Below are 25,700 nucleotides of genomic sequence, written 5' to 3'. Positions count from 1 at the left end.
CGTCCCATCCATGCTGGCCTCCAATCCAGCCAACATGGTGAATCAGATCGGCTCCGCGTCGGGGAAGAACTTTCGACTCTGGGAGATCGTGCTAGGCTCCAGGCGCGGTATTGGCAATGGTGGAAGGTCGGAAAACACTTACGGAATCCTCGCTTGAGGGGAGACTTGCTCCTACCGTGACTTACCACCGTTTTCGATACGAATAGCAGCAGGAACACTGGACATGCCTCGACGCCAAGCGTCTCCACCCAGACCGAAGCCGATCTTGGTCAATGCAGAGCCCGCTGCCCTGCAATATCCCGTAATCGACTCGGCAAGCCTTACCGTCGTCGGTATCGGCGCATCAGCGGGTGGCCTTGAAGCCTGCACGAAACTGGTGGCGGCAATCCAGCCTGGTTGCGGGGTGGCATTCGTATTCGTGCAGCACCTTGACCCGACGCATGCCAGCATGATGACAGAGCTTCTAGCTGCGCGAACCGGCCTGACCGTCTGCGAGGCGGCAGATGGATTGCCGCTGGCGGCAGACCATTTGTATGTCATCCCCCCCGGAACCGACCTGTCCGTGGCTCACAATGCACTGCACCTAACCCCGCGACGGGGTAAGGATGGCACGCGGCTCACATTCGATTTTCTATTGCAATCCCTAGCGGAGAGTTACGGCCCAAGGGCTGCGTGCATCATCCTATCTGGCACAGGCGCGGACGGCAGCGTGGGGTTGGTTGCCATTAAGAAGGCCGGGGGGTTCGTGATTGTACAGGATCCTGACGAGGCAGCTTATGACGGGATGCCGCAGAGCGCGATCGCCACCGGGATGGCCGACCGGGTACTACCGGTCGGCGTTATCCCGTCCGCATTGACGGATTGGCTTCACAAGGATCTTCCGCCGTCACCACCTCAAACCCTGCACCCTCAAACCGGGCCAAAGCAGCCCGATTTAGCCGACATCATCGCGTTGCTGCGATCCAACACCCGGCATAATTTCAGCGAGTATAAGCACGGTACGCTGCAACGCCGCGCTGAGCGGCGCATGGCGCTCGCCGGAATTGCGCCACATGACATCGGCCGCTACCTTCAACTGCTGCGCCAGGATGGTGACGAGCTTGATCTACTGGCAAAGGACCTGCTGATCCATGTCACCGGGTTTTTCCGAGATCCTGCGGTGTTTGCCTACCTGGCGGAGCATATCATTCCCAGCATGGTGCGACAGCATCCGGCTGACCGGCATCTGCGGGTCTGGGTTCCTGGATGCAGTACGGGTGAAGAAGTCTATTCGCTCGCGATGCTCTTCCAGGAGGAGATCGCCCGGTCCGAGCATCCTGTTCGGGTGCAGCTGTTTGCCTCAGACATCGATGCAGACGCTGTCGCGACGGCTCGAGATGCCGCCTATCCCGACACGATCGTTCAGAGCGTGTCAACCGATCGTCTGAGCCGGTTCTTTTCGCAGGAAGGCAATATCTGGCGTGTGTCTGCCGAGCTTCGCGCCCTGGTCGTCTTCACCGTGCAGGATGTGCTCTCCGACGCGCCTTTTTCTCGGCTGGATTTGATTTCCTGCCGTAACCTGTTGATCTACTTTCAACCCGACGCGCAGGAAAAAGCTATCTCGCTCTTCCATTTCGCGCTCTCCGAAGAGGGGTTTCTGGTGCTGGGGCCCGTCGAGACGCCCGGCAGCGCCAACGGCCGCTTCGAGGCTGTCGCAAAGGATCAGCGGATCTACCGCCGCGTAGGACGCGTGGACAGGCTCAGCCTGGCCATCCCGACTGGTGCGGGTTTGCGGCTGCGCCAAGCGGTGGTCGTGCGGCCACCATCGCGCCAAGTGGCGCTTGCCGATCTCGGCCGCCGGCTCGTGCTGGACGGATACGCGCCGGCAGCCGTATTGATCAATCAGGCCAATGAAAGCGTTTTTTCGCTTGGCCCCACAGACCGCTACCTTCGCCTTGCAACCGGCCATCCCACGCACGACCTTCTCATGACCGTACGGTCCGGCCTGCGCGCGAAGCTGCGAACAGCGATCGATCGCTCTCGGCGCGATAAAACCCGCATCGCCGTCGAGTGCCACGCCGAGCAGGTCATCATCGAGGCGCAGCCGGTGCTGGACGATGGCGAAGCATTGCTGCTGGTCTGCTTCGTTCCCGCACCACGGGCTGCGCTGGTTGACGGCAATGCGATCACTCGCAATCCGCCACAGTTTGCCGAGCTTGAGCTTGAACTCGAAACGACGCGGAGGGACCTTCAGGCTGCCCTCCGCGATCTTGAGTTATCCGCTGAAGAGCAGAAGGCGGTCAACGAAGACGCGGTTTCCGTCAACGAGGAGTTCCAGTCGACCAACGAGGAATTGCTGGCCTCTAAGGAGGAACTGCAGTCGCTCAACGAGGAGCTGACTGCGTTGAACAGCCAACTGCAGGAGACGCTGGACCGGCAACGATCGACGGCGTACGACCTGCAGAACGTGCTCTACAGTACGAACATTGCAACCCTGTTCCTTGATCGCGATCTCCGCATCCGCTTTTTCACGCCTGCGACGCGATCGCTGTTCGCCATTCTGCCCGGAGATGTCGGTCGTCCGCTCGCCGACCTTCACTCTCTGGCGGCCGACGGTGCATTGGCGGGCGACGCCATCACCGTTCTGGCAAGTCTCGATCCTGCCGAACGTGAGATCGAGGCGGCCAGCGGGCAGTGGTTTCGTCGCCGGATCCTGCCGTACCTGACGCATGGCGGCCGAGTCGAAGGCGTGGTTATCACGTTCAACGATATCACCAGCCGAAAGCGCGCCGCCGGCGCGGTCGACGAAGCCAGGCGCGAGGCTGATATCGCCAACAGGGCCAAGTCGCGGTTCCTCGCAGCTGCGAGCCATGACTTGCGTCAGCCGTTGCAGACGTTATCGCTGTTGCAAGGTCTCCTCGCCAAGACGGTACAGGGCGACAAGGCGCAAAATCTCATCGCCCGACAAGACGACACCCTCGGCTCGATGGCGGTGATGCTGGACGCTCTGCTTGACATCAATCAGATTGAGGGCGGGGTCATCCCGGCAGATTTGCAACAGTTCAATATAGGTGAATTGCTTGCAAGAAAACGGGACGAGTTTCTTTATCCAGCCACGGCAAAAGGCCTGCAGTTTAGCGTCGTCGACTGCTCCCAAGAAGTGTATAGTGATCCGAAACTACTCAGGCAGATGATCCGCAACCTGCTCGGAAATGCATTGAAATATACCGAGACGGGGAGAGTCCTGCTCGGCTGCCGCCGGAAAGGCCCCATGCTTAGCGTAGAAGTCTGGGACACTGGTATCGGCATCCCACAGGGCGAGATACAGGCAATTTTCGAGGAGTATCATCAGGTCGGGAACGACGCTCGGGAACGCAGCCGCGGCCTCGGCCTCGGGCTGTCGATCGTACAGAGGTTGGGGATCCTTCTGGGTCATCGCGTCCGGGTCACCTCCCGGGAAGGAAAGGGATCGATGTTTGCTATCGAGATACCCCTCGCGACGAGCGGTTCTTTTGCGGAAACAACGCGATCGGACTTAAAAAGCAGCGGTAAGGCACTTGTCGAACACCCACCCAGCACGATCCTGATCATTGAGGACGATCCCGACTTACGCGAACTGCTCGGCATGCTGCTGGAGACCGAGGGCTACCGCGCCCTAACGGCACGAGATGGTCCAGCCGCGATAAAGCTGGTGCAGAATGCGTCGGGAGTGCCGCATCTGCTGCTGGTCGATTTTAATCTCCCCGGTGGCCTGAACGGCATCCAGGCGGTTGGCCGCTTACGACAGGTCGTCGGAAAGGCAGTGCCGGCCATCATTCTTACCGGCGATATCTCAAGCAAAACAATGCGTGAAGTTGCGGCGGAAGGTTGTGTGCAACTCAACAAGCCTGCAAAGCGCGACGAGCTGATACGAACTATAGCGGAGATGCTGTGCCTCGACGTGAAACGACATGCGTCAATCCCAAAACCGGAGCGTCCCGCGGTATCCAAAAAACCTTCTACGGTCTTTGTGGTCGACGACGATGCTCATATTCGGTCAGCCCTCCGGTCGGTGCTAGAGGACGATGGACGTACTGTTGAGGATTTTGCCAACGGCGAGGCATTCCTGGCATCATACCGTCATGGCGATACGGGATGCCTGCTGATCGACGCCTACCTACCGGGAATGAGCGGTTTGGATCTACTCCGTCATTTGCAGACTGCGTCCAGCCACCTGCCGGCTATCATGATTACTGGTAGGAGCGACGTCGCAATGGCAATAATGGCCATGAAGGCCGGTGCCTTAGACTTTATTGAAAAACCGGTTGGCCAAGCCGATCTGCTGGCCAGCATCGATCGCGCTCTGGATCAGGCTCGCGACAAGAGCAAGCAGGTCGTCTGGCGAGAGGATGCAGCCCGCAATATAGCCTCTCTTACGCCAAGGCAGCGCGAAATTATGACTCGGGTGGTTGCTGGCGAGCCGAGCAAAAATATAGCGGCAGATCTCGCTATCAGCCAGCGGACGGTAGAAAATCACCGTGCCTCAATCATGCGCAGGACTGGTGCGGCGTCGCTTCCTGCACTTGCGAGGTTAGTGCTAGCCGGCACTTGGGACGCAAAGGCCAATGTCCCGGACGCCGCTTGATTTTAGTGGGAAGTTCGGCGACGGGCCCGGAAGCCCGACTGAAGTCCGGGGCTCCGGCCTACGCCGGAAACCACCCGCATCAACCAGGAGCCGCCTCATGAAAATCGGTATTGCCGCAGATCATGGTGGGTGGCAGCTGAAGTCCGAACTTGCCGCGATGCTTCGTGTCGGCGGGCATGAGGTCGTCGATTTCGGCGCAAAAACTCTAGACAGCGCCGATGACTATCCGATGTTTGTGATCCCGCTGGCGCGGGCCGTCGTCGAGGGAACCGTCGAGCGGGGAATTGCCCTATGCGGCAGCGGAGTGGGCGCGTCCATCGCGGCCAACAAGGTCGCCGGCATCCGGGCAGCCCTGGTGAATGATCCTTTCTCGGCGCGGCAGGGCGTCGAGGATGACGACATGAACGTCATCTGCTTCGGGGGCAAGGTCATCGGGATCAGGCTGGCGACGGAGCTGGTAAACATCTTCCTCGCTGCGCGCTTTAGCGGAATAGCCCGGCACAACCGTCGGATTGCGGAAGTGAGCGCGCTGGAAACTCCGTCCGGCCACGAAGCCAGGGTGGGCGAGCCGGTCACCGGGTAGCTCAATCGGTGGCGGCGATCCGCGCCCGTGCGCGGGCTGGTTCTGTCGCAAGTTTTTCGCTACCGATGTTTGGTATAGGATCTAGGGCCCAATTCAGGCTGGGCGGACGATGGCGATTGAGTTCAAGGGCAGTCACTTCAAGCGTGACGTGATCCTGTGGGGGGTGCGCTGGTATGTGGCGTATCCGCTCAGCTACCGCCAGATCGAAGAGATGATGCAGGAGCGCGGTGTGGAGGTCGATCACTCGACCTTGCATCGCTGGGTTCTTAAATATGTGCCGCTGTTGGAGAAGGCGTTCCTTGGACGCAAGCGCCTGGTGGGTGACAGCTGGCGGATGGACGAGACCTACGTGCGGATCAAGGGAGCCTGGAAGTATCTGTATCGTGCGGTCGATAAGGCCGGCGCCACGGTGGACTTCCTTTTGACCGCTAAGCGCGACCGCAAGGCGGCGCTCCGCTTCCTGTGCAAGGCCGCCAGCCGGCATGGGGTCCCCCGCACGATCACCATCGATAAGAGCGGTTCCAACGTATCCCTCCGCTGAAGGCCGCCTGGGCGTGAATCTGTCGCCACCTTAAGTTGCTACTTTAGGTGGCGCTTGAGGTGTTTCGATGGATGGCGTGATGGAGATCATCACCGGGCGTGAGGGTCGGCGGCGTTGGAGCACGGCAGATAAGCTGCGCATTGTTGCTGAGACGCAGGAGCCTGGTGTTGCGATCCGCGCTGTCGCGGCTCGCCATGATATTTGCGAAAGCCTTCTGTTCACCTGGCGACGACAGGTGCGTGAGGGTGTGCTGAGGGCGGCGTCGGATATGGCGATGTTCATGCCGGTGCAGATGATCGGGGTGGCTCCCACGGAATCCATGCCATCCAATTCGGCACCGCACTCGGTAGCGCCGATGCGATCCGTGCCGACGTCCGGGCTCATCGAAATCGAGCTGGGCAATGGCCGACACGTCCGCGTTGGCAGCGACGTCAATCTCGGCGCGTTGCGGCGCGTGCTGGCGGCGCTGCGCGAGTGATCCCGGTTTCGGCGAGCGTACGGATCTGGATCGCGACGGGCCATACCGACATGCGCCGGGGCATGCGCGGTCTTGCTCTGCAGGTGCAGGAAGGGCTTGGCCGAGATCCATTTGCTGGGGATGTTTTTGTTTTTAGGGGCCGCAGTGGTTCGCTGATCAAGGCGATCTGGCATGATGGCATCGGTTTGTCGCTCTATGCCAAGCGCCTGGATCGCGGGCGCTTCATTTGGCCGCAGACGGTGGATGGCGCAGTGCCGCTGACAGCGGCGCAGATGGGTTATTTGCTGGAGGCGATCGACTGGCGCAATCCGCGGCAGACATGGCGTCCACAATCTGCAGGATAATGGATCGGTAGCTGCCGAAAATAGTACCACGGCGGCTTGGTTCATGATTCAATCTTCGGCATGGACGCCGAGTTTGCCGCACCGCCGGATGAGGTCGAGCTGCTCAAGGCAGCGCTCCTGGCAGCACGTGCCGACGTCGCCCGGGTCATAGCCGAGGCCCAAGCCCAGCAATCCAGCGACCAGGCGTTGATCGCCCACCTCAAGCTGCAGATTGAGAAACTGAACCGTGACCGCTTCGGACCACGCTCGGAGCGCACCGCCCGCCTGCTGGAGCAGATGGAACTGCAGCTGGAAGAGCTGGAAGCATCGGCCACCGAGGACGAGCTGGCTGCCGAGGCCGCCGCGGCCAAGACTACAGCCGTCACCGGCTTTACCCGCAAGCGCCCGGCCCGGCGCCCGTTTCCCGAACACCTCCCTCGCGAGCGCGTCGTCATCGCAGGTCCGTCGGCCTGCGCCTGCTGCGGCGGCACACGCCTGTCCAGGCTGGGGGAGGACGTCACGGAGACCCTGGAGGTCGTCCCGCGCAGCTGGAAAGTCATCCAGCATGTGCGTGAGAAATTCTCCTGCCGCGATTGCGAGCGCATCAGTCAGCCCCCGGCGCCATTCCACGTGACGCCCCGCGGCTGGGCCGGACCGAACCTGCTGGCCATGATTCTGTTCGAGAAGTTCGGCCAGCATCAGCCGCTCAACCGTCAGGCAGAACGCTATGCCCGCGAGGGTGTGGAGGTCAGCCTGTCGACGCTGGCCGACCAGGTCGGTGCCTGCACAACCGTGCTGATGCCGCTGTTTGGGCGCTTGGCTGCTCATGTCATGGCGGCAGAACGGCTGCATGGCGATGACACCACGGTGCCGGTGCTGGCCCGCGGCAAGACCGACATCGCCCGTCTGTGGGTCTACGTGCGCGACGATCGGCCGTTCGGTGGTCTCGCTCCGCCGGGTGCTGTGTTCCACTACTCGCGCGATCGCGGCGGCGAACACCCGCAAGGCCATCTGGCAGCCTACACCGGCATCCTGCAGGCAGATGCTTATGGCGGCTATGGCAAGCTCTATGAACCGGGACGCAAACCCGGGCCGATCGTGGAAGCTGCCTGCTGGGCGCATGCGCGCCGGAAGTTTTTCGTGCTGGCCGACCTTGCGGGCAGCGCGCGCCGTGCGGCGCACGGCAAGGCCCCAGCGGTTCTGTCGCCAATCTGCCTGGAAGCCGTGCAACGCATCGACGCCCTGTTCGACATCGAACGCGACATCAACGGCCACAGTGCCGAGGAGCGCCGGGCGATCCGGCAGGCCTCGTCACTTCCCCTGGTGATGGACCTGCAGGACTGGTTGGGTCAGCAGCGGGCTAAGCTCGCGCGTGGCAACGACATCGCCAAAGCCATCGACTACATGCTGAAACGCTGGACGGCGTTTACCCGGTTTGCGGATGATGGACGGATCTGCCTCAGCAACAACGCGGCCGAACGCGCCCTGAGAGGCATCGCACTTGGGCGAAAATCCTGGCTGTTCTGTGGTTCGGATCGCGGCGGGCAGCGTGCCGCAATCATGTACAGCTTGATCGTCACGGCCAAGATGAACGACGTTGACCCGCAGGCTTGGCTGGCTGACGTGCTGGCCCGCATCGCGGAACATCCGGTGCAACGCCTCGATGATCTGCTGCCATGGCACTGGCTTAAATCAAATACCGCCGCGATCGGCCACGCTGCCTGATCAGACATGATGCCGCGGTGCTCAGCGGATGGTTACGTTCCAACATCGCGGCGATCGACAGCTACAACGCCGAACATGACGCTGGGATCAAGACCCGCCAAGTCAAATACCTCAACAATATCGTTGAACAGGACCATCGGGCGGTCAAACGGATGACCAGGCCGATGCTCGGCTTCAAGCGTTTCTGGTCGGCAGCAGTCACCCTCGCCGGCATCGAGATCATGCATATGATCCGCAAGGGCCAGTTGCGCTCCACAGAAATTTGCGTCCAGCACAGCAGTTTTATTCCCTCACAGGATAATCCACTCCGCAGTTCCTGCGCCTACCTCATCCACCGTCAAAGTTTGCGACAAAACCGATGCTTACGGTACATCCGCCAGCGAATCCCTGGCATGCGCTGAATAAGACGGGCTAGTTGCGCGCCTGGCGTTGTCGCCGGCAGGAGTTGGACGAGACGTGTGACGGTGGCGTATGCCGCGGCCAGGGCAGCCGGCACCAGCGGCATTTGATCGATGTCTCGGGCGAGGCTCTCGATCGCGCCGGCCCGGGGCAGCGCCGCCCATCTTGCCGCTTCCGCCCACGGGTCGCGACCAAGCCGCGCGACCATCGACAGGATCGTCAGTGTCGAGCCGTTCAGCTCTGCTCTGATATCGGCGTAAAGGAACGCCTCAGCGCTCGAATTCTTCAGGGGGCGAATACGTTGGGTTGAGTTGTCTGCATTGTCCCCCTCCTGCCGGCCCAGGCCTTCGCCTGATCTTGCCTTGACGTGACCTTGCCGGCGCCCAATCGAGCGATCCCGTTACCAACCGTAGCCGGGCCAGTCGTAGTGGTTGTGCAGCCGTTGCTCGAACTCCCCGTCGATGACGTTGTACGGGTTCCAGGACGGGCTAGACTTGACCTTTGCCCGGGTGAGGTCGAGCCGGACGTGACGCTCCGACCAGTCCACGCCTTGCACTGCATAGGGCGAGATCAGCACATGCTGCCCGACCCACCAGTTCGAGGTATCGACGATGAGGTAACGAATGCCCCAGCTTGCATTGTCGATGAGAAGGTCCTGGATATGCCCGATGTCGCCGTCGGTCGAATGCACGTGGTAGCCGGTGACCTCGGCGATGCTGCGCAAATGCGGGTCGCCCTCGTGATGATTTGTTTCGCCGCGCTCGGCTTCCTGCACGGCGGCCGTGCCAAAATAGGCGGGCGCCGATAAAGGCGAGGCAATCGCGCCCATGCCGCCGCCAGCGAACCCGTTCATCGACCCGCCATACAGCCCGGCGCCGAACATCGATCCGCCCCAGAGCGGGTCGGAGCCATAGTAGCCGTAAAGATCGTTCTGCATCTGTCGTGACACTGGCCTGTCGGTCCCAACGTCCGGGCTGTCCTTCACCTGAGCCTTCGTCAGTGCGACCTTGAGTTCCCTCTCCCCATATTCAGCGGAAATCACCGCCGACGGGTGGATCAGGACCTTGCGCCCGCTCAGCCAGCGCCCGGTGTCGACCACCATCCAGAGCACCTTCCAGGTGCTGTCGTCGAACAGGAAGTCGCTGACCGTGCCGAGGCTGCCATCCTTGGCCTGGATCTCGAATCCTTTGAGCGATGAGACGGCATTCAGCATTATGCGTTCCTTTCTCGTGCGTTCCTGCTCCGCGATCTCAGCTTCGGTGAGCTGCGTGACGACCGGACCATCGGCACAGCACAGGATGTTGGCTGGCCGGGCCTAGGAACACAGGCTCGGAAACTACTCAGGCAAGCAGATTGCGGCGGTGACTTAGGCGATCAGATCATGCGTATGCCGGGCGATGGTGGCCTCCTCGTCCGTCGGGATCACATGGACCTCGACCCGACTGCCCGGCGTGCTAATCCGGCCCGCCCCATTCGCATTGGCGGCGGCGTCCAGCGCCACTCCCAGCCAACGCAGCCGCTCGCACACCAAGGTGCGCGCCGCCACCGCATGTTCGCCGATCCCGCCCGTGAAGACGAAGCCGTCGAGCCCGTTCATCGAGGCCGCCATCGCCGCCGTCTCCTGCCCTACGCGGAATGCGAACAGCTCCACCGCCTCGCGGGCCCGCTCGTCGGCGCTGTCGAGCAGCGTCCGCATGTCGCTCGACAGGCCGGATACGCCGAGCAAGCCGGAGCGTTCGTACAGCACCTGCTCCACCGCATGCGCATCGAGCCCCTTCTGCTGCAGCATGTACAGCACCACGCCGGCATCCAGCGTGCCGCAGCGCGTGCCCATCACCAGGCCGTCCAGCGCGGTAAAGCCCATCGTGGTGTCCTGGCTTTGCCCGTCCCGCATGGCGCACAGGCTGGCGCCGTTGCCCAGATGCGCGACGACGACCCGGCCTGCGGAAAGGCCCGGCGCGTCCTGCCGCAAGGCGCGCGAGACGTACTCGTAGGAAAGGCCGTGAAAGCCGTAGCGCCAGACACCTTCGTCCTCGTATTCGCGTGGCAACGCGAAGCGCTTGGCGACCGCGGGCATGGTGTTGTGGAAAGCGGTGTCGAAGCAGGCGACCTGCGGCAGGCCGGGCCGCAGCGCTGTCAGCGTGCGGATCGGCGCCAGGCTATGCGGCTGGTGCAGCGGCGCCAGCGGCGTCAGCGCGTCCAGTTGCTGGACGATCTCGGCCGTCAGCCGGACCGGGGCGGTGAAGTCGCGCCCGCCATGCACCACGCGGTGCCCGACCGCGACGAGGGTGTCAGGATGCACATGGGACTCCGCCCATGCCAGCAGCGCGCCGAGCATGGCGTCGTATTCCGCCTCCTTCCCCTGCCAGTGCTTGTCCGTCATCGACGCGCCAGCCGCATCCGTGGCGGTGAAGTGCGGATTGCCGCCGACGCCCTGGATCCCGCCCTTCGACATCAGGCGGAGCTCCGGCCCGTCGCCGACCTCGAACAGCCCGAATTTGATGCTGCTCGACCCGGCATTGAGCGCCAGGATAGCGCCCGGCATCAGGCAGCGCCGGCCAGGATCGACTGGCTGAACGTGCCCGATGTCCGGGCGGCGAACCAGCCGTGATCGGCCATCTTCACCCCACCGATTGCCGCGCAGTTGAGCGGCGCCGTCGTGAGCGTGGCGCGCACTTGTTCCCCGGCCAGCATTGCCATGCCGAACCCATTGGGCGTGAGCGCCTTCAATTGTGCCCCTCCTTCAGGGACCCAGGCTCGGCTCGGCCGGCGGGCAGGCTGTCTTGGATATCGCTCATGCGAACTTTCGGTGCTGATGGCCATCAGCATAAAAAGCCGGAATGACGCCGCACGGCAGAGTCGGAAACTACTCATCGCACGGCCCTCAGGGCGCAGATGGCAGACACTCTCGGGCCGCCGCGCTTCCGAAGCCCCAGGTGGAATGGCGTGCCGCCGGCCAGGACGGGTCGTGTAGTTTCTGGGTGACGAGGACGGTCGGCTCTCTTGCCGGTTAACTGTCCGAACGGGAGTTCGTAATGTCTAAAGACAGTCGGCTTCAGCAGTCTGTGCTCGCGCAGTTGATCTGGGAACCGAGCGTGACCGGCGGGCATATCGGCGTCATCGCAACGCTGGTGTGGTGACCCTTTCCGCCCGTGTCGACAGCTACGCCGAGAAGCACGCCGCCGAAACCGCAGTACGCCGGGTGAAGGGCGTAAAGGCGGTCGCCGACGAGATCGAGGTCCGCCTGCCGTTCGAGACAAAGCGCTCGGACGGCGAGATCGCGGCGGCGGCGATCGAACGCTTGTCGTGGAACGTCTCCGTTCCAAAGGATAGCGTTAAGGTCACGGTCGCGAACGGCTGGGTCACGCTGACTGGGGTGGTCGATTGGTGGTTCCAAAAAGAAGCCGCTGAGCAAGACATTCGGCCACTGCACGGTGTGATCGGCGTCTCGAACCAAGCGACCATCAAGCCCCGCGTCGATACAGCCAGCCTCAGTGACGACATTACTCACGCGCTACATCGCTCGTGGTTCTTTGATCCCGAGGCAGTTCACGTTCGCGCAGATGGCGGCAAAGTTGTACTGAGCGGAACTGTGCACTCGTCTCACGAGCGGCAGATCGCTGCGGAGACTGCATGGTCGGCACCCGGTGCAATCGACGTCGAAAACGACATCGCCGTCATCTGATCGTCTACGCGGTTCCCCTGTGTCCGATCCCGGCTAGTTTTAGCGGTTCTGTCAGCCCTCGCGCCAGGGGCGGTTCATGTGAAACTCGCATGAGACAGCGGCGAGGCGTGACGTGGACCATGGCTGGCTGGAGGATTTTTTGGCGGCGGCGGACTGCCTTCATTTCGCACGCGCGGCGGAGCGGCGTCATATGACCCAGTCCGCCATGAGCCGGCGTATCCAGTCGCTCGAGACCTGGGTCGGGGTGTCTCTGTTCTCGCGCGACCTGCACCAGCTTGTGGAGTGCGCCCCTGCGGGTGGACAGGATGAGGCGATCTGGTTGACCCCCTGCCGGAGGGCCTTACAGGAGTAAGGTCGTGGCCAAACATCGCGTCCACAGTATCGAGTTCAAGCGCCAGCTTGTCGCTGAATACACCGCAGGAGAGACGCTGCACGCGCTTGCCAAGCGGCACGACATCAGTCGGAACCTGATCCGCATCTGGATCGCCAAGGCAGAGGTCGGTGCGTTCGACAATGAGGCGGAAGCAGCGGATCTGTTATCTGGATACGAGGCGAAGATCGCAGCGCTTGAGCGGCTCGTTGGGCGGCAGGCACTCGAACTTGAGTATCTAAAGGGGGCTCTCAAGCACGGACGATCGAGCAGAAACGTTTCTATGTCCGTCATCACCGGCCCGGTGGTCTCAGCATTACCCAGGGATGTCGGCTGATGGGCTTGGCTCGTTCGACCTACCACGACGCGATTGTCGCTCCTCAGCAGGATGATGAGATCGTCAGCCGGATCAGGGCGATCGGCGAGGAGTTCGAGGCGTATGGCTACCGCCGGATATGCGCGGAACTGCGTCACCAGGGGCTGGTGGTGAACAGCAAGAAGGTGCGTCGCCTGATGCGCGAGCATGACCTGCAGCCCAGACGGTTCTGTCGCAAGTTTTTCGCTACCGATGTTTGGTATAGGATCTAGGGCCCAATTCAGGCTGGGCGGACGATGGCGATTGAGTTCAAGGGCAGTCACTTCAAGCGTGACGTGATCCTGTGGGGGGTGCGCTGGTATGTGGCGTATCCGCTCAGCTACCGCCAGATCGAAGAGATGATGCAGGAGCGCGGTGTGGAGGTCGATCACTCGACCTTGCATCGCTGGGTTCTTAAATATGTGCCGCTGTTGGAGAAGGCGTTCCTTGGACGCAAGCGCCTGGTGGGTGACAGCTGGCGGATGGACGAGACCTACGTGCGGATCAAGGGAGCCTGGAAGTATCTGTATCGTGCGGTCGATAAGGCCGGCGCCACGGTGGACTTCCTTTTGACCGCTAAGCGCGACCGCAAGGCGGCGCTCCGCTTCCTGTGCAAGGCCGCCAGCCGGCATGGGGTCCCCCGCACGATCACCATCGATAAGAGCGGTTCCAACATCGCGGCGATCGACAGCTACAACGCCGAACATGACGCTGGGATCAAGACCCGCCAAGTCAAATACCTCAACAATATCGTTGAACAGGACCATCGGGCGGTCAAACGGATGACCAGGCCGATGCTCGGCTTCAAGCGTTTCTGGTCGGCAGCAGTCACCCTCGCCGGCATCGAGATCATGCATATGATCCGCAAGGGCCAGTTGCGCTCCACAGAAATTTGCGTCCAGCACAGCAGTTTTATTCCCTCACAGGATAATCCACTCCGCAGTTCCTGCGCCTACCTCATCCACCGTCAAAGTTTGCGACAAAACCGATGAGGCCGGTGCAGGGTCATCGCTACACGCAGGGAGTGGCGTTCGATGAGTCCGTAGTTCTTGCCCCTGCCGAAGAGTCGTGAAGGACCAAATATGCAGCCCTTTGAAGCTCACGAGGTGTCTTAAGCCCGGCCGCTGCAGCACGACCGATCTATGGTCGCGCGCAAGGTCGGTACCATCCCGGTCACGGCTCGGCTCGTTATGATCGCCTAAAGCGTCTGGTGCAGCGCCTGCAGACCACCGGGCAGAGCATGCTCCAGACGGATCTAGAATGCAGCATGGTGACGCTCGAGGGCCAGCGCGCGCCGCGGGTCGAGGTCGCGGGACAGAGCAGCCTCTTTGGCGGAGATGGGCCGGCCGGAACGGAAGATCGCCTGCGTAGGCCGGTGCAGGAAAGCTTCGGGTTCGTGCGGCCGGAGCCGACCATCGCGCTGACCTCCCGGGCAACGGTGCCAATGCATCGCTGGCTGCAGCGTCGGTCCGCCGAACCGGCCAGACCATCCAGGAGATCACCACCGACGCTCTGAAGGCAGCTTGTGGCGGCGACTGACCTATCACTGGAGAAACGTTTTCTAGCTGCAAACCGTTGACGGCAGCAGATTGATCCAGGGCTTGTTGAGCGGCCAAGCCGACAGTTGTCACTTGAATTTATAAATGCCTTATCGGCCGCTCGGACAGTCCCCTAGAATTGATCTCACGAATTGCCTCTGGAATGGCTTCAGGTGAAAGAACGAAATCAATACACCCGCTAGCTACCGCGCTCGTGGGCATATCTGGCCGCTCAGCCCTACCCGGTCTCTGCGCAATAGTCACGCCTCCGACGTCTCATATCTCGCAAAGAGCGTCTGCTCCGTCGCCATCAAGGTCGGAGACGATGACGGCTTTAACTAGCCCTGCCAATGCTCAGCTAGAGAATGGAGAAAGACGGTGATCACATCTGGCCATCCCCGCGGTTTGGATATAAGATTCAGACGAAATTCGCCGTCTTGCACGTGCAAGTCGCGGCTTGCCAGAATAATGAAAACGCAATTAGGCTTGATATTAAAACCCTCGCTGATGTGCTTGACCAGAATCCCCGTGTGACGGCTGAGGATCTGATAAAGTTGGGTGGCCATCGTTCTCAAGTGATTAGCGATTGCGATCGTCAATTCAAGGTTGGGTGGGAAATTCCGGAGCAGATGAGTGTATGCATCCAGCCCGCTGACGGGGCCACCCACACAAACTAAAGGGAAGCCCCAATCCATTGCGTTGACGCCCTGCTAGCGATGGCTCTGTGCCGTCCCCGGAAGTGTAACAGGTTATTCTCATCGGCAACCTGCGATTTTGCGTCCGTGTCAGCAGACGACCTAGGATAGAGTTTTGGTCCGCCTGACGATCTCTGCTGTTCGCAAGCAGACGAAACCCCTGTAGTCACTACGATTAAAGAACTGCATGACTTTATGCCGTTGTGGCGGATCCTGGTTTGCGATGCTGCCCCTTCTGGCAAATCGGGAATCATAAGAGCTGGCGCAGGAAGGGAAGCGTTCGCGCGTTGCTCGCCAAGGGGTGATGCCGTATTTCGCCAGCGGCAGCTGATCAAGGGGTCATAACAGCAGGGTGCCCTGCTTAGCCTCTGTCCGCAGTTGCCGCCAGCGTGCCCTGCTCGTGCTCCATCCTCCGGCGGAACTGCGCTAACAGCGGATCGTCGGGATCGAACACCAGCTGCAACCTTCACCCGGTCACGCCTAGCCCCACGGATCCGGCAATGCCCAGTGACGTATGCCGCTTGGCCGGCTCATCGAGAGGTTCGCGAACCCGCGGATGAGGTGGACCAGACCCGCGCTTCACTCGGCCAGGCGTGGCCTACTTCAAGCCTTATCCAGCTGGCACAACTTTGCAGGCGCTGTTTTGTAAAGTCTTAAGCTCAAGCTCTGCGTATTTTCCGAAGCTATGAGCGATTGCCATGGCGCCCTATCGAATCCCGGTGTTGACAATGCGGGCATCCGTCAATCGCGTGACACGGGCAGGTCCGAAGGCTTTGAGTAGGAGGTATCCATGGTTGAACATGATGGGCAAGCGCGGCGCTTTTGGTCTCCAGCGTTTACGCCCTCGCTAAGTCGTCCTGTCATAGTCGTAATCATGGGGGTCTCTGGATCAGGTAAGACCACGGTGGCTGCCCTCCTAGCGGCAGCTCTCGGTTGCCAGTTTCAGGAGGGTGATGACCTTCACCCGGCCGTTAATGTGCAGAAGATGCACAGTGGAACGCCGCTGACGGATGCCGACCGACTGCCTTGGCTGCAGAAGATCGCCAAGGAGGTCGACGGCTGGCGCGCAAGGGGCGAGTCAGCAGTCGTGACCTGCTCGGCGCTGAAACGCGCGTATCGCAAGATCCTCATCGGAGATCGCTCCCACGTGACGCTGGTTTACCTGAAGGGATCACACGACCTCATCCGTCGTCGCATGACGGCACGGCTCGAGCACTTCATGCCGGTAGCGCTGCTGGATAGCCAGTTCTCGACCTTAGAGGAACCCACGGAGGATGAGCGACCAATCACGGTGAATATCGGTACTCCCCCTTCCGATATTGCCGCAACCATCGTGCAACAGCTGGAACAGCGGGACCTCGTGGCGTCGCGGCAACAGCCGGCAATGTCAGGATCGCGGATATGACAGTCAATGTTGCGGCTCCCCAAAGCGCGCCGATCCGAGAAACGGTAGTGCCGGCACCGGCCGGCGCGGCACGACACGTCCCAAGATTGCGATGGGGTATCGGTGTGCTTCTGGGTTGTGGAGTGCTCGTCAACTATTTCGACCGGATCAACCTGTCCGTCGCGGCGCCCCAGCTCAAGCATGCCTTCACCCTCACCGATGGTCAGTTAGGCTGGCTTTTCAGTGGATTTTTCTGGTCATACGCCCTCATGCAGATCCCAACGGGCATGATCCTGGATCGTTTCGGCGTCACCAAAACAAATCGCTGCAGCACGCTGATCTGGTCGATGATCTCCGCCTCGACCGCATTCATGAGTGGCTTCGCGGGTATCTTTGGTGCGCGCATCCTGCTGGGCGCGGCTGAGGCACCCGGTTTCCCTGCAAGTGCGAAGGCCACGGGCTACTGGTTCCCGCGCCAGGAGCGATCGCTAGCGACATCGATCTTCGACGCTGGGGCGAAGTTCTCTAACGTCATTGGCGTTCCGATCGTCGCCCTGGTCGTCGTTAACTTCGGTTGGCGTTTTGGGTTCGTGGTAACAGCGTCGTTGAGCTTCCTGTATTTCCTGATGTTCTTTTTCTTCTACCGAGATCCCAGCAAGCATCCGCGGCTTAGTTCCGAGGAGCGCGAGTATATTCGTGCGGGCGGGGCCGCCGTCGAGGGACCGGCAGCGAGCGGCGGTATGGTCATGCTCGGCCATCTCTTGCGCAACCGGAAGCTCTGGGGGCTGACGATCGGCTTCGCGGCCTACGGATACTCATTTTATCTGTTCCTCACGTGGCTGCCAAACTACCTCGTCCAGACGATGCATATGAGCATCCTGAAGTCCGCGGGGTTTGCCGCAGTGCCATGGGCGTGCGCGACCGTCGCCGATCTTGTTGTCGGTGGCTGGCTGATTGACCACCTAATCACGAAAGGTTATGACGATACGCGGGTTCGCAAGACCGTGCTCGTGTCTGGAATGTTGCTCGGTCTCGCAGTCTTCGGCGCCACCCTGACGGCCGACCCGGTGTGGGCGATCGTCTGGATCTCGATCGCTCTGAGCGGCCTTGCCGCAGCAGCACCGGTTGGCTGGTCCATTCCCTCACTGATTGCTCCAAAGGGTGCCACCGGGACGATCAGCGGCATCATGAACTTCCTGAACAACATGATGGGTGCCGTCGCGCCGATCGCGACCGGCTATATTGTCGGAGCGACGCATTCCTTCACCGATGCGTTCCTGGTCGCCGGTATCGTGCTAATTATCGGGATCCTCTCCTACGTCTTTCTCCTCGGCAAGCTCACGCCGATCCCGGATCCGAGAAACTAACGCCGTGCGGTCTTAGAATGCCTTCGAAACCGCTCTGCAGTCCGTTGAAGCAGATGAGCGCGCAGGCGAGAGGGGGGGTAATGTATGCTGCTTCTCCGCTCGTAGCGTATGACGAGGCGGCTGTTGCGGTCGATCCAGGCGAAGGTCAGCTCGATGACCTATCGGTAATGCCTTAGCTTTTGGCTGGTCTCGATGCCGTGCGCGGTTTGTCTTGCCGCGGACTGGCGGGGTTGAACCGAGAGACTCTTTGAACGGCGTGTTAGCGCAAGCATGACGAAGGCGAGCGGGGTGCCGTTCCGAACTTTAGAAAATGGCGGTTTGTCCCGAACCAAGTTCGATCGGTCAGGTTTAGCCTTATTTTGATACCCCTCTTGCCGGCCAGGGATGGGATGTCGATGCATGCGTGGCTCCTGTCGATCCGGCCGGGAGCCCGCAGCCGACACGGTTCTGTCAGCACCCGTGCCATCGTTCTCACTGGTCTCTGCGGAAGCTTGCGGGATCACGCATTCTGCATGATTCGGAGTGCAGCTCGGGCGCCTCTTGCGAAGCGGGTGCGTCGGAGGGAGGCGGATACGATCTGGTTGTGACGGCGACGAGGGCGAAGGAGGTTGCGGAGTTCGCCATGCTCTCGGCAGAGGCGGTGGGCGGCATCGTGGTTTTTGAAGCCACGCATACATCGGATCCTGCCCTTGATGCCGCGATGGTCCTGTTCGAGGCGGTTGTTCAGGTACGCGCTGGTGCGGTGGCGGACTGCCTTGTCCGGCACAGTGCGAATCGCCCTTGGGTGGGAGCCGTGCCCATCCGTCGTCACCCGGTCCGGCCGCAGGCCCATAACCGCCCGCGCCGAGCGGAAGAACGCGTTGGCGGCCTTCATGTCGCGGTGCTCGCTGAGCATGGCGTCGATCAGGTTCCCATCCCGGTCGATCGCCCGATACAGGTAGGTCCAGCGGCCGCGGACCTTCAGGTAGGTCTCGTCGACATACCAGCTCACGCCGGATTGCCGTCCGGTGCCGCGGCGGCGTTTGCGCAGCTCCTCGCCGAGGACCGGCAGCAGCTTTGCCTCCCAGTCACGCACGGCCTCGTAGCTGACCTCGATCCCACGCAGCGCCATGATCTCGCTCAGGTCGCGCAGCGTCAGCCGGTAGCGGAGCCTGCAGAACACCACGAAGGCGATAATGTCGCTGGGCAGGCAGGTCCGGTTCAGCACGCCACCGCTGCGCTCGTTGAACTGACGTCCGCAGGCCCGGCAACGGAAGCACCGCTATCCGCGTGCCGTCATCTCCGGCCGTTCCGTCACTGCCGCAGCCCCACAGCACACGCAGTTCATCCCGATATCCTCCCAGTGCCACGGCTTGCGACGCTACGGCAGGCTTCAAGCGGCCATTAGACCGCCCCTGGCGCGAGGGCTGACCGAACCGATCAGCCTCCCAGGGAGTGCTGTGGAGGTGCGCGTCATCGCCACCGACGAGGAGGCCATGATCGCTCGCCACACCCTGGCCGTTCTTCGAAACCAGCTCGCGAACGTGCAGCCTGCCGAAGCTAAGTAGTTTCCGAAGCTGCCGCTAACTTCGGCATTGGGGAATATTTGTCTCAACAGATCAACTTCAAGACCATGAGGCGGCATGATGATCCATACCTACTGGAACGACGGATTTCTTGGCTGGGGCTGGTTCCTATGGTTCGGCTTCATCTTCCTGATGCTGTCGAGCTTCGGGAACTGGGGCTACACCTACCGTGCGCATCAGAGGTTTTCAGGCCGGCCGGATAACCGGGCGTTCGACATCCTCGATGAGCGTTATGCGCGCGGCGACATCACCCGCGAGGAGTATGCTCAACTGAAATCCGACATCGCAGGTAGTTCAACCCCGATCGCGCGGCGTGGCGCTGTCGCTTCAGCTGCTCCGATCTCCACTCTCGTTGGCCGGACAGCCCTGTGATGCCTGTGCCATGCGTCAGCTGATTGCCGGCAACTGGAAGATGCACGGTCTCAGTGATCAGCTTCCGGAAATCGAGCTGATGGCAGCCTGCGTTGCGTCGAGGCCGCTTCATGCCGACGTGCTGCTCTGCGTTCCGGCGACCTTGATCTCCCGAGCCGTTCAAGTCGCGGCCGGTCGGCTTCCGATGGGGGGTGAAGATTGTCACGCGGAGGCTTCTGGCTCGTTTACCGGAGATGTCAGCGCCGAGATGCTGAAGGATGCGGGAGCGACCACAGTGATCGTCGGCCATTCCGAGCGCCGGCGGCTTCACCAGGAAACTGACGCAGTAGTCGCGGCGAAGGCGCTGGCGGGCTTTAGGGCCGGCCTGAGTATCATCGTCTGCATCGGCGAGACACAGGAACAGCGCAGCAACGGAAGAGCCCTGACCAGCTGCGCCAGCCAGCTGGCCGGCAGTCTTTTCAGCGCGCCGAGCAAACCTGCGGTAACTGCGATCGCGTATGAGCCGCTCTGGGCGATCGGAAGCGGTCATCCGCCAAGTTCGGAGCAGGTCACTGAAATGCACCAGCATATCCGGTCCTGCCTGATGACCCAGTTCGGTGGTTTCGGATCGGCAATCCGAATCCTGTATGGCGGGTCAGTGACGTCAGATAATGCGGCAGAAATCCTGAGCATTCCCGAGGTTGGGGGCCTGCTGATCGGCGGGGCCAGCCTGAAGGCAGATAAATTCGATGCAATACTCGGCTTGACGGACCGCTAGCCTCTGTACCTCGAGCAGGCGACCGTGACGTTGCAGAGATAGGATGCATCATGGCGATCTCAGATCAAGACCACGCCAGATCATCCGGGGCTAGGTGGCACAAAACCAAGACGGGCGCGCTGGACTTCCGGCCTTTACGCAAGATCGGAACGTTGCCGGCTTGCAACCATCCTGATGCCGCTTTGGCCTGTGATGCCCCTGGTGTCAGGACAGCCGCGGCAGTGAGCATACTGTTCGAGAGAGTAACGAAGAGGTCCGGATGCTGATCGCGGGTGGTATTGGCGGGACCACGACTAGGCTGGCCCTGGTGTCCGCGGAGGCGGGGCCCAGGAACTTCCTAGCGCGACAGGATTACAAAAGTACCGACAATTCCGGCCTGCAGCCGATCGTCGAGGCGTTCCTGACGAGCACTGGCGGCCACCCGACTCCTCCGCCTGTTTCGACGTGGCAGGTCCGGTGATTGCCGGCAAGGCGCACCTGACCAACCTGCCCTGGGATCTCGAGGAACAGGCCCTGCCCCGAGCGCTCTATCTTGATCGTGTCACCCTGCTGAACGACCTCGAGGCAATCGCGCATGCGGTGCCGCATCTGTTGCCCGAGGAAGTGGTCGAGATCAATGCAGGACAGGCGGTGCCCCACACGGCGATTGCTGTGCTGGCGCCGGGCACCGGCCTTGGCGAGGCGTTCCTGATCTGGAGCGGCGAGAGCTATGTGACGTGCGCCGCCGAAGGCGGCCACGCGGATTTCCCACCGACCAACGAGATCCAGGCCGGGCTCTGGCGGTTCCTGACCGAGCGGTTCCGTCATGCCGCCTACGAGCGAGTCTTTGCAGGTTCCGGTCTGCCCAACATGTATGATTACGTGCGCTCGCGTGATCCGTCCTCGAAAGATCCCGCATTCGCGGCAATTCTACACGCAGCACATGACAGGACACCGGTCATTATCGAAGCCGCGCTGCATGACCCAGACAATAATCCGCTTGCCGCCGCTGCCTTGCGCATCGTGATCGATGTCTGGGGCGCCGAGGCCGGCAACCTGGCGCTGAAGGTCATGGCGACCGGCGGCGTGTATCTTGCGGGCGGCCTGCCGCCACGTGTGGTGCCGCAGCTGCAGGATGGCGCGTTCATGCACGCCTTCACGTCGAAGGGGCGTTTCGCCAACCTTCTTCGCGCGGTCCCCGTCCGCGTCATTACCGTGAACGCCGCCCTGCTTGGTACTGCAATGTATGGCCTGAAACAGGACGCCGGGCACAGGCTGCCGCGCACGCCCGTCGGATCGGATCTTGGCAGCGGCACTGCCGCAGCTGAGTAGTTTCCGAGGCTGCACCCATCCACAGACAGAAACTACCCTCCGACCACTCGCCGCCCGGGCTTATGTTCCTGGCGCCGCGGACAGGTTGGTCGGCGCCTGCTGCCGAACGTGACGGACCCCGAGGATCTTTGAATGGATACGATCGTAACAAGCCCAAGGCTTCCGATCGCCACGACGGAGCGGCCGCCGGAGGGTGCGGTCATCAATGCCGCTGAAGTCCGGCTGATGAACGCCTACTGGCGCGCCGCGAACTACCTCTCGGTCGGTCAGATCTACCTCTACGACAATCCGCTGCTGCGTGAGCCGTTGACGCTCGCCCACGTCAAGCCGTTGATCGTCGGTCACTGGGGCACCACGCCAGGCCAGAACTTCATCTATGTGCATTTGAACCGGGTCATCAAGAAATACGACCTCGACATGTTCTATGTATCTGGGCCCGGACACGGCGGGCCGGCGCTGGTGGCAAACACTTACCTTGAAGGCAGCTACAGCGAGATCTACCCGAGCATCAGTCAGGACGAGGCCGGACTGAGGCGGCTGTTCACGCAGTTCTCCTTTCCCGGTGGCATCTCGAGCCATGTCGCGCCGACAACGCCCGGATCGATCCACGAGGGCGGCGAGCTCGGCTATTCTTTGAGCCATGCCTTCGGTGCCGTGTTAGACAATCCCGGCCTCATCGTCGCCTGCGTGGTGGGTGACGGAGAGTCGGAAACCGGACCACTGGCGACCGCCTGGCACTCCAACAAGCTGCTGAACCCGATTTCCGACGGCGCCGTGCTGCCGATCCTGCATCTCAACGGCTTCAAGATCAGCAATCCCACCATCCTCGCGCGGATCGACCACGAGGAGCTCGAGCAGTTCTTCCGCGGCTGCGGCTGGACGCCCTATTTCGTGGAGGGCGACGATCCAGACGCCATGCACACGCTGATGGCGACGACCCTGGAGCGCGTCGTGCAGGACATCCACGACATCCAGGTCCAGGCGCGCACGACCGGCATACCTGCCCGTCCGCGCTGGCCCATGATCGTGCTGCGGTCGCCGAAGGGCTGGACCGGCCCCAGGATGGTCGACGGCCTCAAGGTGGAGGGCACCTTCCGCGCGCATCAGGTGCCGCTGCTGGTGGATCACGCACATGCGGAACACGTGTCGCAGCTGGAGAGCTGGATGCGGAGCTATAAGCCCGAGGAGCTGTTCGACGCGCAGGGGCGACTGCTTCCCGAGCTGGCAGCACTTGCACCGCAGGGAAACAGCCGCATGGGTGCCAACCCACACACTAATGGCGGGCAGCTGCTGCGCGACCTGCTGATGCCCGATTTCCGTGTGCACGCCGTCGATGTTCCGTCGCCAGGCGCTGTCGTCGCCTCGGATACCACGGTGCTCGGGCAGTTCTTTCGCGACATCGTGTCGGCGAACGACCAGCCGCGCAACTTCCGTATCTTCGGCCCGGACGAGACGCTGTCGAACATGCTCGGTGCGGTCTTCGAGGTCACGAACCGCCAGTGGGACGCGCTGGAGGTGCCCGATGACGAGTTCCTTTCGCCGGACGGCGGCGTCGTCGACTCGATGCTGAGCGAGCATCAGTCGGAGGGCTTCCTCGAGGGCTATCTGCTGACCGGTCGCCACGGCCTGTTCAACAGCTACGAGGCGTTCATCCGGATCGTTGATTCCATGTTCAGCCAGCACGCGAAATGGTTGAAGGTCACGTCGGAATTGCCTTGGCGCCGCAAGATCGCATCGCTCAATTATCTGCTCGCATCGCATGTGTGGCAGCAGGATCATAACGGCTTCACGCATCAGGATCCGGGCTTCCTCGACCACGTGATCAACAAGAAGGCCGACATTGTGCGTGCGTATCTACCGCCGGATGCGAACTGCCTGCTGTCGGTGTTCGACCACTGCTTGCGCAGCCGCCATTACGTGAACGTCGTGGTCGCCGGCAAGCATCTGATGCCGCAATGGCTCACCATGGACGAGGCGGTGATCCACTGCACCCAGGGGCTCGGCATCTGGAGATGGGCGAGCAACGATCACACCGAGGAGCCGGATGTCGTCATGGCCTGCTGCGGCGACACGCCGACGCTCGAGATCCTCGCTACGGTATCGATCCTGCGGGAGCATCTGCCGGATCTGAAGATACGGGTGATCAACGTGGTGGACCTGATGCGGCTGCAATCGGCGAGCGAGCATCCGCATGGGCTGAGCGAGGTCGAGTACGACGAGCTGTTCACCAAGCAGAAGCACATCATCTTCGCGTTCCACGGCTACCCGTCGCTGGTACACCGCCTGACCTACCGTCGCACGAACCGCAATATCCACGTGCGCGGCTATGTCGAGGAGGGAACCATCACCACCGCCTTCGACATCCGTGTCCAGAACAAGCTCGACCGTTTCCATCTCGTGCAGGACGTCGTCGACCGCGTGCCGGGGCTCGGCACCAAGGGTGCCTATCTGCGGCAGCTGATGGCCGACAAGCTGATCGAGCACAAGCAGTACATCGACAAGCACGGTGAGGACCTGCCCGAGATACGCAACTGGAAATGGAGCGCCACAGCATGAGCCGGCGCGGGTTGACTGCCACGGCGCATGCTCTGGTCGCGGAGGGCCGCGGCCTGCTCGCGATGGATGAGAGCACGCCCACCTGCAACAAGCGCTTCGCGGTTGTCGACATCCCGCAGACAGTGGATGCGCGGCGGGCCTATCGCGAGCTGCTGGTGACCACGCCCGGGCTTGGCGACTGCATCAGCGGGGCGATCCTCTATGACGAGACTATCCGCCAGCAGGACAGCCACGGTGTGCTCATGGTCGAACGGCTGGTGGCCGCCGGCATCATCCCCGGGATCAAGGTAGATCTGGGCGCCAAGCCACTGGCGCTGCATCCGGGCGAGACAGTCACCGAAGGGCTGGACGGGCTGCGCGATCGCTTGAAGGATTATGCCCTGCTCGGCGCACGGTTTGCCAAGTGGCGCGGCGTGATCGGCATCGGGCAAGGCTTCCCGAGCCTCGCCTGCATTAAGGCGAATGCTCAAGCCTTGGCCCGTTATGCCGCCCTTTGCCAGGAGGCGGGCCTAGTCCCGATCGTCGAGCCGGAAGTCCTGATGACCGGCAACCACACGCTGGAACGCTGCCAGATCGTTACTGGCGACGTGCTCGCGGCTGTCTTCGATGAACTCGCCACCCAGGGTGTGGCCCTCGACGGACTGATCCTGAAGCCGAACATGGTTCTCCCCGGGCTGACGAGTACAGTGCAGGTGTCAGCAGACGCGGTTGCGACAGCTACGATCGCGTGCCTGCTGCAGCACGTGCCGGCGGAGGTCGCCGGCATCGCGTTCCTGTCGGGCGGACAGTCCGGCGAGCTGGCGTCGGCGCGACTCAACGCGATGAACATCCAGGCCGGCTATCCGCGCCGAGATCTCCCATGGCCCCTCGTCTTCTCGTTTGCGCGCGCTATCCAGCAGCCTGCCCTGGAGATATGGCGTGGCGACGACGCCAACCGGCATGACGCACAGGAGGCGTTGCAGCATCGCGCCCTGTGCAATCAGGCAGCGCTTCGCGGCGATTACGACGCGTTGATGGAGTGGCAGGTCGGGCTCAACGGCGTTCCGGTAGGACCGACCAGCACGATGACAGCCGGCCTCTCCAGCCCCTGACG

Annotated in this window: 23 protein-coding genes and 4 pseudogenes; 21 read left to right on the top strand and 6 right to left on the bottom strand. The window is 61.9% G+C overall.

The features are described from left to right. Positions 1-265 precede the first annotated feature (265 nt). The 7 genes and pseudogenes from HN018_RS25740 to HN018_RS25710 all read left to right on the top strand — a co-directional run. Positions 266-4,603, top strand: coding sequence for a chemotaxis protein CheB (locus HN018_RS25740; RefSeq protein ID WP_239479426.1), 4,338 nt, complete (start codon positions 266-268; stop codon positions 4,601-4,603). Between the two features lie 97 nt (positions 4,604-4,700). After that, positions 4,701-5,186: an RpiB/LacA/LacB family sugar-phosphate isomerase gene (locus tag HN018_RS25735; RefSeq protein WP_171837383.1), complete on the top strand. Its 486-nt coding sequence runs from the start codon at positions 4,701-4,703 to the stop codon at positions 5,184-5,186. Between the two features lie 109 nt (positions 5,187-5,295). Then, positions 5,296-5,718 (top strand): annotated as a pseudogene (locus HN018_RS25730) (IS6 family transposase); the annotation flags it as partial. 76 nt (positions 5,719-5,794) lie between these two features. Further along, positions 5,795-6,205, top strand: coding sequence for an IS66-like element accessory protein TnpA (gene tnpA, locus HN018_RS25725; RefSeq protein WP_172443548.1), 411 nt, complete (start codon positions 5,795-5,797; stop codon positions 6,203-6,205). Positions 6,206-6,267: 62 nt separating this feature from the next. Beyond that, entirely contained in the window at positions 6,268-6,549 is a 282-nt protein-coding gene (gene tnpB, locus HN018_RS25720; RefSeq protein ID WP_338034028.1) for an IS66 family insertion sequence element accessory protein TnpB, read from the top strand. A 60-nt stretch (positions 6,550-6,609) separates the two neighbouring features. After that, positions 6,610-8,253 carry an IS66 family transposase gene (gene tnpC, locus HN018_RS25715; RefSeq protein ID WP_171837086.1) on the top strand — a complete coding sequence of 548 codons (1,644 nt, stop codon included), beginning with the start codon at positions 6,610-6,612 and terminating at the stop codon, positions 8,251-8,253. An 86-nt stretch (positions 8,254-8,339) separates the two neighbouring features. Beyond that, positions 8,340-8,554 (top strand): annotated as a pseudogene (locus HN018_RS25710) (DDE-type integrase/transposase/recombinase); the annotation flags it as partial. A gap of 498 nt (positions 8,555-9,052) precedes the next feature. On the opposite strand, the gene HN018_RS25705 reads toward HN018_RS25710, so the two are convergent. From HN018_RS25705 to HN018_RS25695, 3 genes are all read right to left on the bottom strand, one after another. Further along, positions 9,053-9,865 (bottom strand): PRC-barrel domain-containing protein, encoded by an 813-nt coding sequence (locus tag HN018_RS25705; protein WP_171837835.1) that lies wholly within the window; start codon positions 9,863-9,865, stop codon positions 9,053-9,055. A 153-nt stretch (positions 9,866-10,018) separates the two neighbouring features. Further along, entirely contained in the window at positions 10,019-11,197 is a 1,179-nt protein-coding gene (locus HN018_RS25700) for an acetate/propionate family kinase (protein WP_171837836.1), read from the bottom strand. After that, positions 11,197-11,382, bottom strand: a complete 186-nt coding sequence (locus tag HN018_RS25695; protein ID WP_171837834.1) for a hypothetical protein — start codon at positions 11,380-11,382, stop codon at positions 11,197-11,199. Before HN018_RS25695 ends, HN018_RS25700 begins: the two co-directional genes overlap by 1 nt. Positions 11,383-11,788: 406 nt before the next feature. Here HN018_RS25695 and HN018_RS25690 point away from each other — a divergent pair, with 406 nt between their 5' ends. The 6 genes and pseudogenes from HN018_RS25690 (at position 11,789) to HN018_RS25665 (ending at position 14,578) form a co-directional block, all read left to right on the top strand. Beyond that, complete coding sequence (locus HN018_RS25690; protein WP_338034045.1) at positions 11,789-12,337, top strand: BON domain-containing protein; 549 nt, start codon at positions 11,789-11,791, stop codon at positions 12,335-12,337. A 112-nt stretch (positions 12,338-12,449) separates the two neighbouring features. Continuing rightward, complete coding sequence (locus HN018_RS29280) at positions 12,450-12,689, top strand: helix-turn-helix domain-containing protein (protein WP_171837837.1); 240 nt, start codon at positions 12,450-12,452, stop codon at positions 12,687-12,689. 4 nt (positions 12,690-12,693) lie between these two features. After that, positions 12,694-13,044 carry a transposase gene (locus HN018_RS25680; RefSeq protein WP_171837838.1) on the top strand — a complete coding sequence of 117 codons (351 nt, stop codon included), beginning with the start codon at positions 12,694-12,696 and terminating at the stop codon, positions 13,042-13,044. Further along, positions 13,044-13,295, top strand: a complete 252-nt coding sequence (locus HN018_RS25675; RefSeq protein WP_171837839.1) for an IS3 family transposase — start codon at positions 13,044-13,046, stop codon at positions 13,293-13,295. Before HN018_RS25680 ends, HN018_RS25675 begins: the two co-directional genes overlap by 1 nt. Positions 13,296-13,319: 24 nt before the next feature. Further along, a pseudogene (locus HN018_RS25670) lies at positions 13,320-13,993 on the top strand (IS6 family transposase). A 279-nt stretch (positions 13,994-14,272) separates the two neighbouring features. Then, positions 14,273-14,578, top strand: a complete 306-nt coding sequence (locus HN018_RS25665; RefSeq protein WP_171834318.1) for a hypothetical protein — start codon at positions 14,273-14,275, stop codon at positions 14,576-14,578. A 121-nt stretch (positions 14,579-14,699) separates the two neighbouring features. Here the strand turns inward: HN018_RS25665 and HN018_RS29275 are convergent, their stop codons facing one another. After that, a complete protein-coding gene (locus tag HN018_RS29275; RefSeq protein ID WP_338034044.1) occupies positions 14,700-14,822 on the bottom strand; it encodes a hypothetical protein in 123 nt (40 codons plus the stop codon). 116 nt (positions 14,823-14,938) lie between these two features. After that, positions 14,939-15,295, bottom strand: coding sequence for a chemotaxis protein CheB (locus HN018_RS29270; RefSeq protein WP_338034043.1), 357 nt, complete (start codon positions 15,293-15,295; stop codon positions 14,939-14,941). 790 nt (positions 15,296-16,085) lie between these two features. On the opposite strand from HN018_RS29270, the gene HN018_RS25655 reads away from it, so the two are divergent. Together HN018_RS25655 and HN018_RS25650 are read left to right on the top strand one after the other, a co-directional pair. Beyond that, positions 16,086-16,700, top strand: a complete 615-nt coding sequence (locus HN018_RS25655) for a gluconokinase (RefSeq protein WP_171834319.1) — start codon at positions 16,086-16,088, stop codon at positions 16,698-16,700. Next, positions 16,697-18,046 carry an MFS transporter gene (locus tag HN018_RS25650; protein WP_171834320.1) on the top strand — a complete coding sequence of 450 codons (1,350 nt, stop codon included), beginning with the start codon at positions 16,697-16,699 and terminating at the stop codon, positions 18,044-18,046. Before HN018_RS25655 ends, HN018_RS25650 begins: the two co-directional genes overlap by 4 nt. Before the next feature lie 499 nt (positions 18,047-18,545). Here HN018_RS25650 and HN018_RS25645 read toward each other — a convergent pair. After that, positions 18,546-19,373: pseudogene (locus HN018_RS25645) on the bottom strand (IS6 family transposase). A gap of 295 nt (positions 19,374-19,668) precedes the next feature. On the opposite strand from HN018_RS25645, the gene HN018_RS25635 reads away from it, so the two are divergent. From HN018_RS25635 to HN018_RS25610, 6 genes are all read left to right on the top strand, one after another. Continuing rightward, entirely contained in the window at positions 19,669-19,983 is a 315-nt protein-coding gene (locus HN018_RS25635) for an SHOCT domain-containing protein (protein WP_239479425.1), read from the top strand. A 10-nt stretch (positions 19,984-19,993) separates the two neighbouring features. Continuing rightward, positions 19,994-20,740, top strand: coding sequence for a triose-phosphate isomerase (gene tpiA / locus HN018_RS25630; RefSeq protein WP_171834322.1), 747 nt, complete (start codon positions 19,994-19,996; stop codon positions 20,738-20,740). A 259-nt stretch (positions 20,741-20,999) separates the two neighbouring features. Next, complete coding sequence (locus tag HN018_RS29195; RefSeq protein WP_171834323.1) at positions 21,000-21,200, top strand: glucokinase; 201 nt, start codon at positions 21,000-21,002, stop codon at positions 21,198-21,200. Then, positions 21,197-22,051 (top strand): glucokinase, encoded by an 855-nt coding sequence (locus HN018_RS25620; protein ID WP_171834324.1) that lies wholly within the window; start codon positions 21,197-21,199, stop codon positions 22,049-22,051. Before HN018_RS29195 ends, HN018_RS25620 begins: the two co-directional genes overlap by 4 nt. Before the next feature lie 225 nt (positions 22,052-22,276). Then, positions 22,277-24,607 carry a phosphoketolase family protein gene (locus HN018_RS25615; RefSeq protein WP_239479453.1) on the top strand — a complete coding sequence of 777 codons (2,331 nt, stop codon included), beginning with the start codon at positions 22,277-22,279 and terminating at the stop codon, positions 24,605-24,607. Further along, the gene (locus HN018_RS25610) at positions 24,604-25,698 is read left to right on the top strand and encodes a class I fructose-bisphosphate aldolase (protein WP_171834326.1); all 1,095 of its coding nucleotides are present in this window, start codon (positions 24,604-24,606) and stop codon (positions 25,696-25,698) included. The genes HN018_RS25615 and HN018_RS25610 overlap by 4 nt, the downstream gene beginning before the upstream one ends. The last annotated feature ends 2 nt before the right edge of the window (positions 25,699-25,700 follow it).

This window comes from Lichenicola cladoniae (assembly GCF_013201075.1).
GTDB classification, from domain to species: domain Bacteria; phylum Pseudomonadota; class Alphaproteobacteria; order Acetobacterales; family Acetobacteraceae; genus Lichenicola; species Lichenicola cladoniae.
The sequence above is the reverse complement of the archived record's forward strand: the minus strand, read 5'-3'. Positions and strand labels throughout refer to the sequence as shown.

Excerpts from the sequence above, each read along its gene's own strand:
- HN018_RS25700 (WP_171837836.1), bottom strand. The coding sequence starts at position 11,197 with ATGCCGGGCGCTATCCTGGCGCTCAATGCCGGGTCGAGCAGCATCAAA.
- HN018_RS25735 (WP_171837383.1), top strand. The coding sequence starts at position 4,701 with ATGAAAATCGGTATTGCCGCAGATCATGGTGGGTGGCAGCTGAAGTCC.
- tnpA (WP_172443548.1), top strand. The coding sequence starts at position 5,795 with ATGGATGGCGTGATGGAGATCATCACCGGGCGTGAGGGTCGGCGGCGT.
- HN018_RS25655 (WP_171834319.1), top strand. The coding sequence starts at position 16,086 with ATGGTTGAACATGATGGGCAAGCGCGGCGCTTTTGGTCTCCAGCGTTT.
- HN018_RS25610 (WP_171834326.1), top strand. The coding sequence starts at position 24,604 with ATGAGCCGGCGCGGGTTGACTGCCACGGCGCATGCTCTGGTCGCGGAG.
- HN018_RS25675 (WP_171837839.1), top strand. The coding sequence starts at position 13,044 with ATGGGCTTGGCTCGTTCGACCTACCACGACGCGATTGTCGCTCCTCAG.
- tnpC (WP_171837086.1), top strand. The coding sequence starts at position 6,610 with ATGGACGCCGAGTTTGCCGCACCGCCGGATGAGGTCGAGCTGCTCAAG.
- HN018_RS29275 (WP_338034044.1), bottom strand. The coding sequence starts at position 14,822 with ATGCCCACGAGCGCGGTAGCTAGCGGGTGTATTGATTTCGTTCTTTCA.
- HN018_RS25635 (WP_239479425.1), top strand. The coding sequence starts at position 19,669 with ATGATGATCCATACCTACTGGAACGACGGATTTCTTGGCTGGGGCTGG.
- tnpB (WP_338034028.1), top strand. The coding sequence starts at position 6,268 with ATGCGCGGTCTTGCTCTGCAGGTGCAGGAAGGGCTTGGCCGAGATCCA.
- HN018_RS25615 (WP_239479453.1), top strand. The coding sequence starts at position 22,277 with ATGAACGCCTACTGGCGCGCCGCGAACTACCTCTCGGTCGGTCAGATC.
- tpiA (WP_171834322.1), top strand. The coding sequence starts at position 19,994 with ATGCGTCAGCTGATTGCCGGCAACTGGAAGATGCACGGTCTCAGTGAT.
- HN018_RS29195 (WP_171834323.1), top strand. The coding sequence starts at position 21,000 with ATGCTGATCGCGGGTGGTATTGGCGGGACCACGACTAGGCTGGCCCTG.
- HN018_RS25705 (WP_171837835.1), bottom strand. The coding sequence starts at position 9,865 with ATGCTGAATGCCGTCTCATCGCTCAAAGGATTCGAGATCCAGGCCAAG.
- HN018_RS29270 (WP_338034043.1), bottom strand. The coding sequence starts at position 15,295 with ATGGATTGGGGCTTCCCTTTAGTTTGTGTGGGTGGCCCCGTCAGCGGG.
- HN018_RS25650 (WP_171834320.1), top strand. The coding sequence starts at position 16,697 with ATGACAGTCAATGTTGCGGCTCCCCAAAGCGCGCCGATCCGAGAAACG.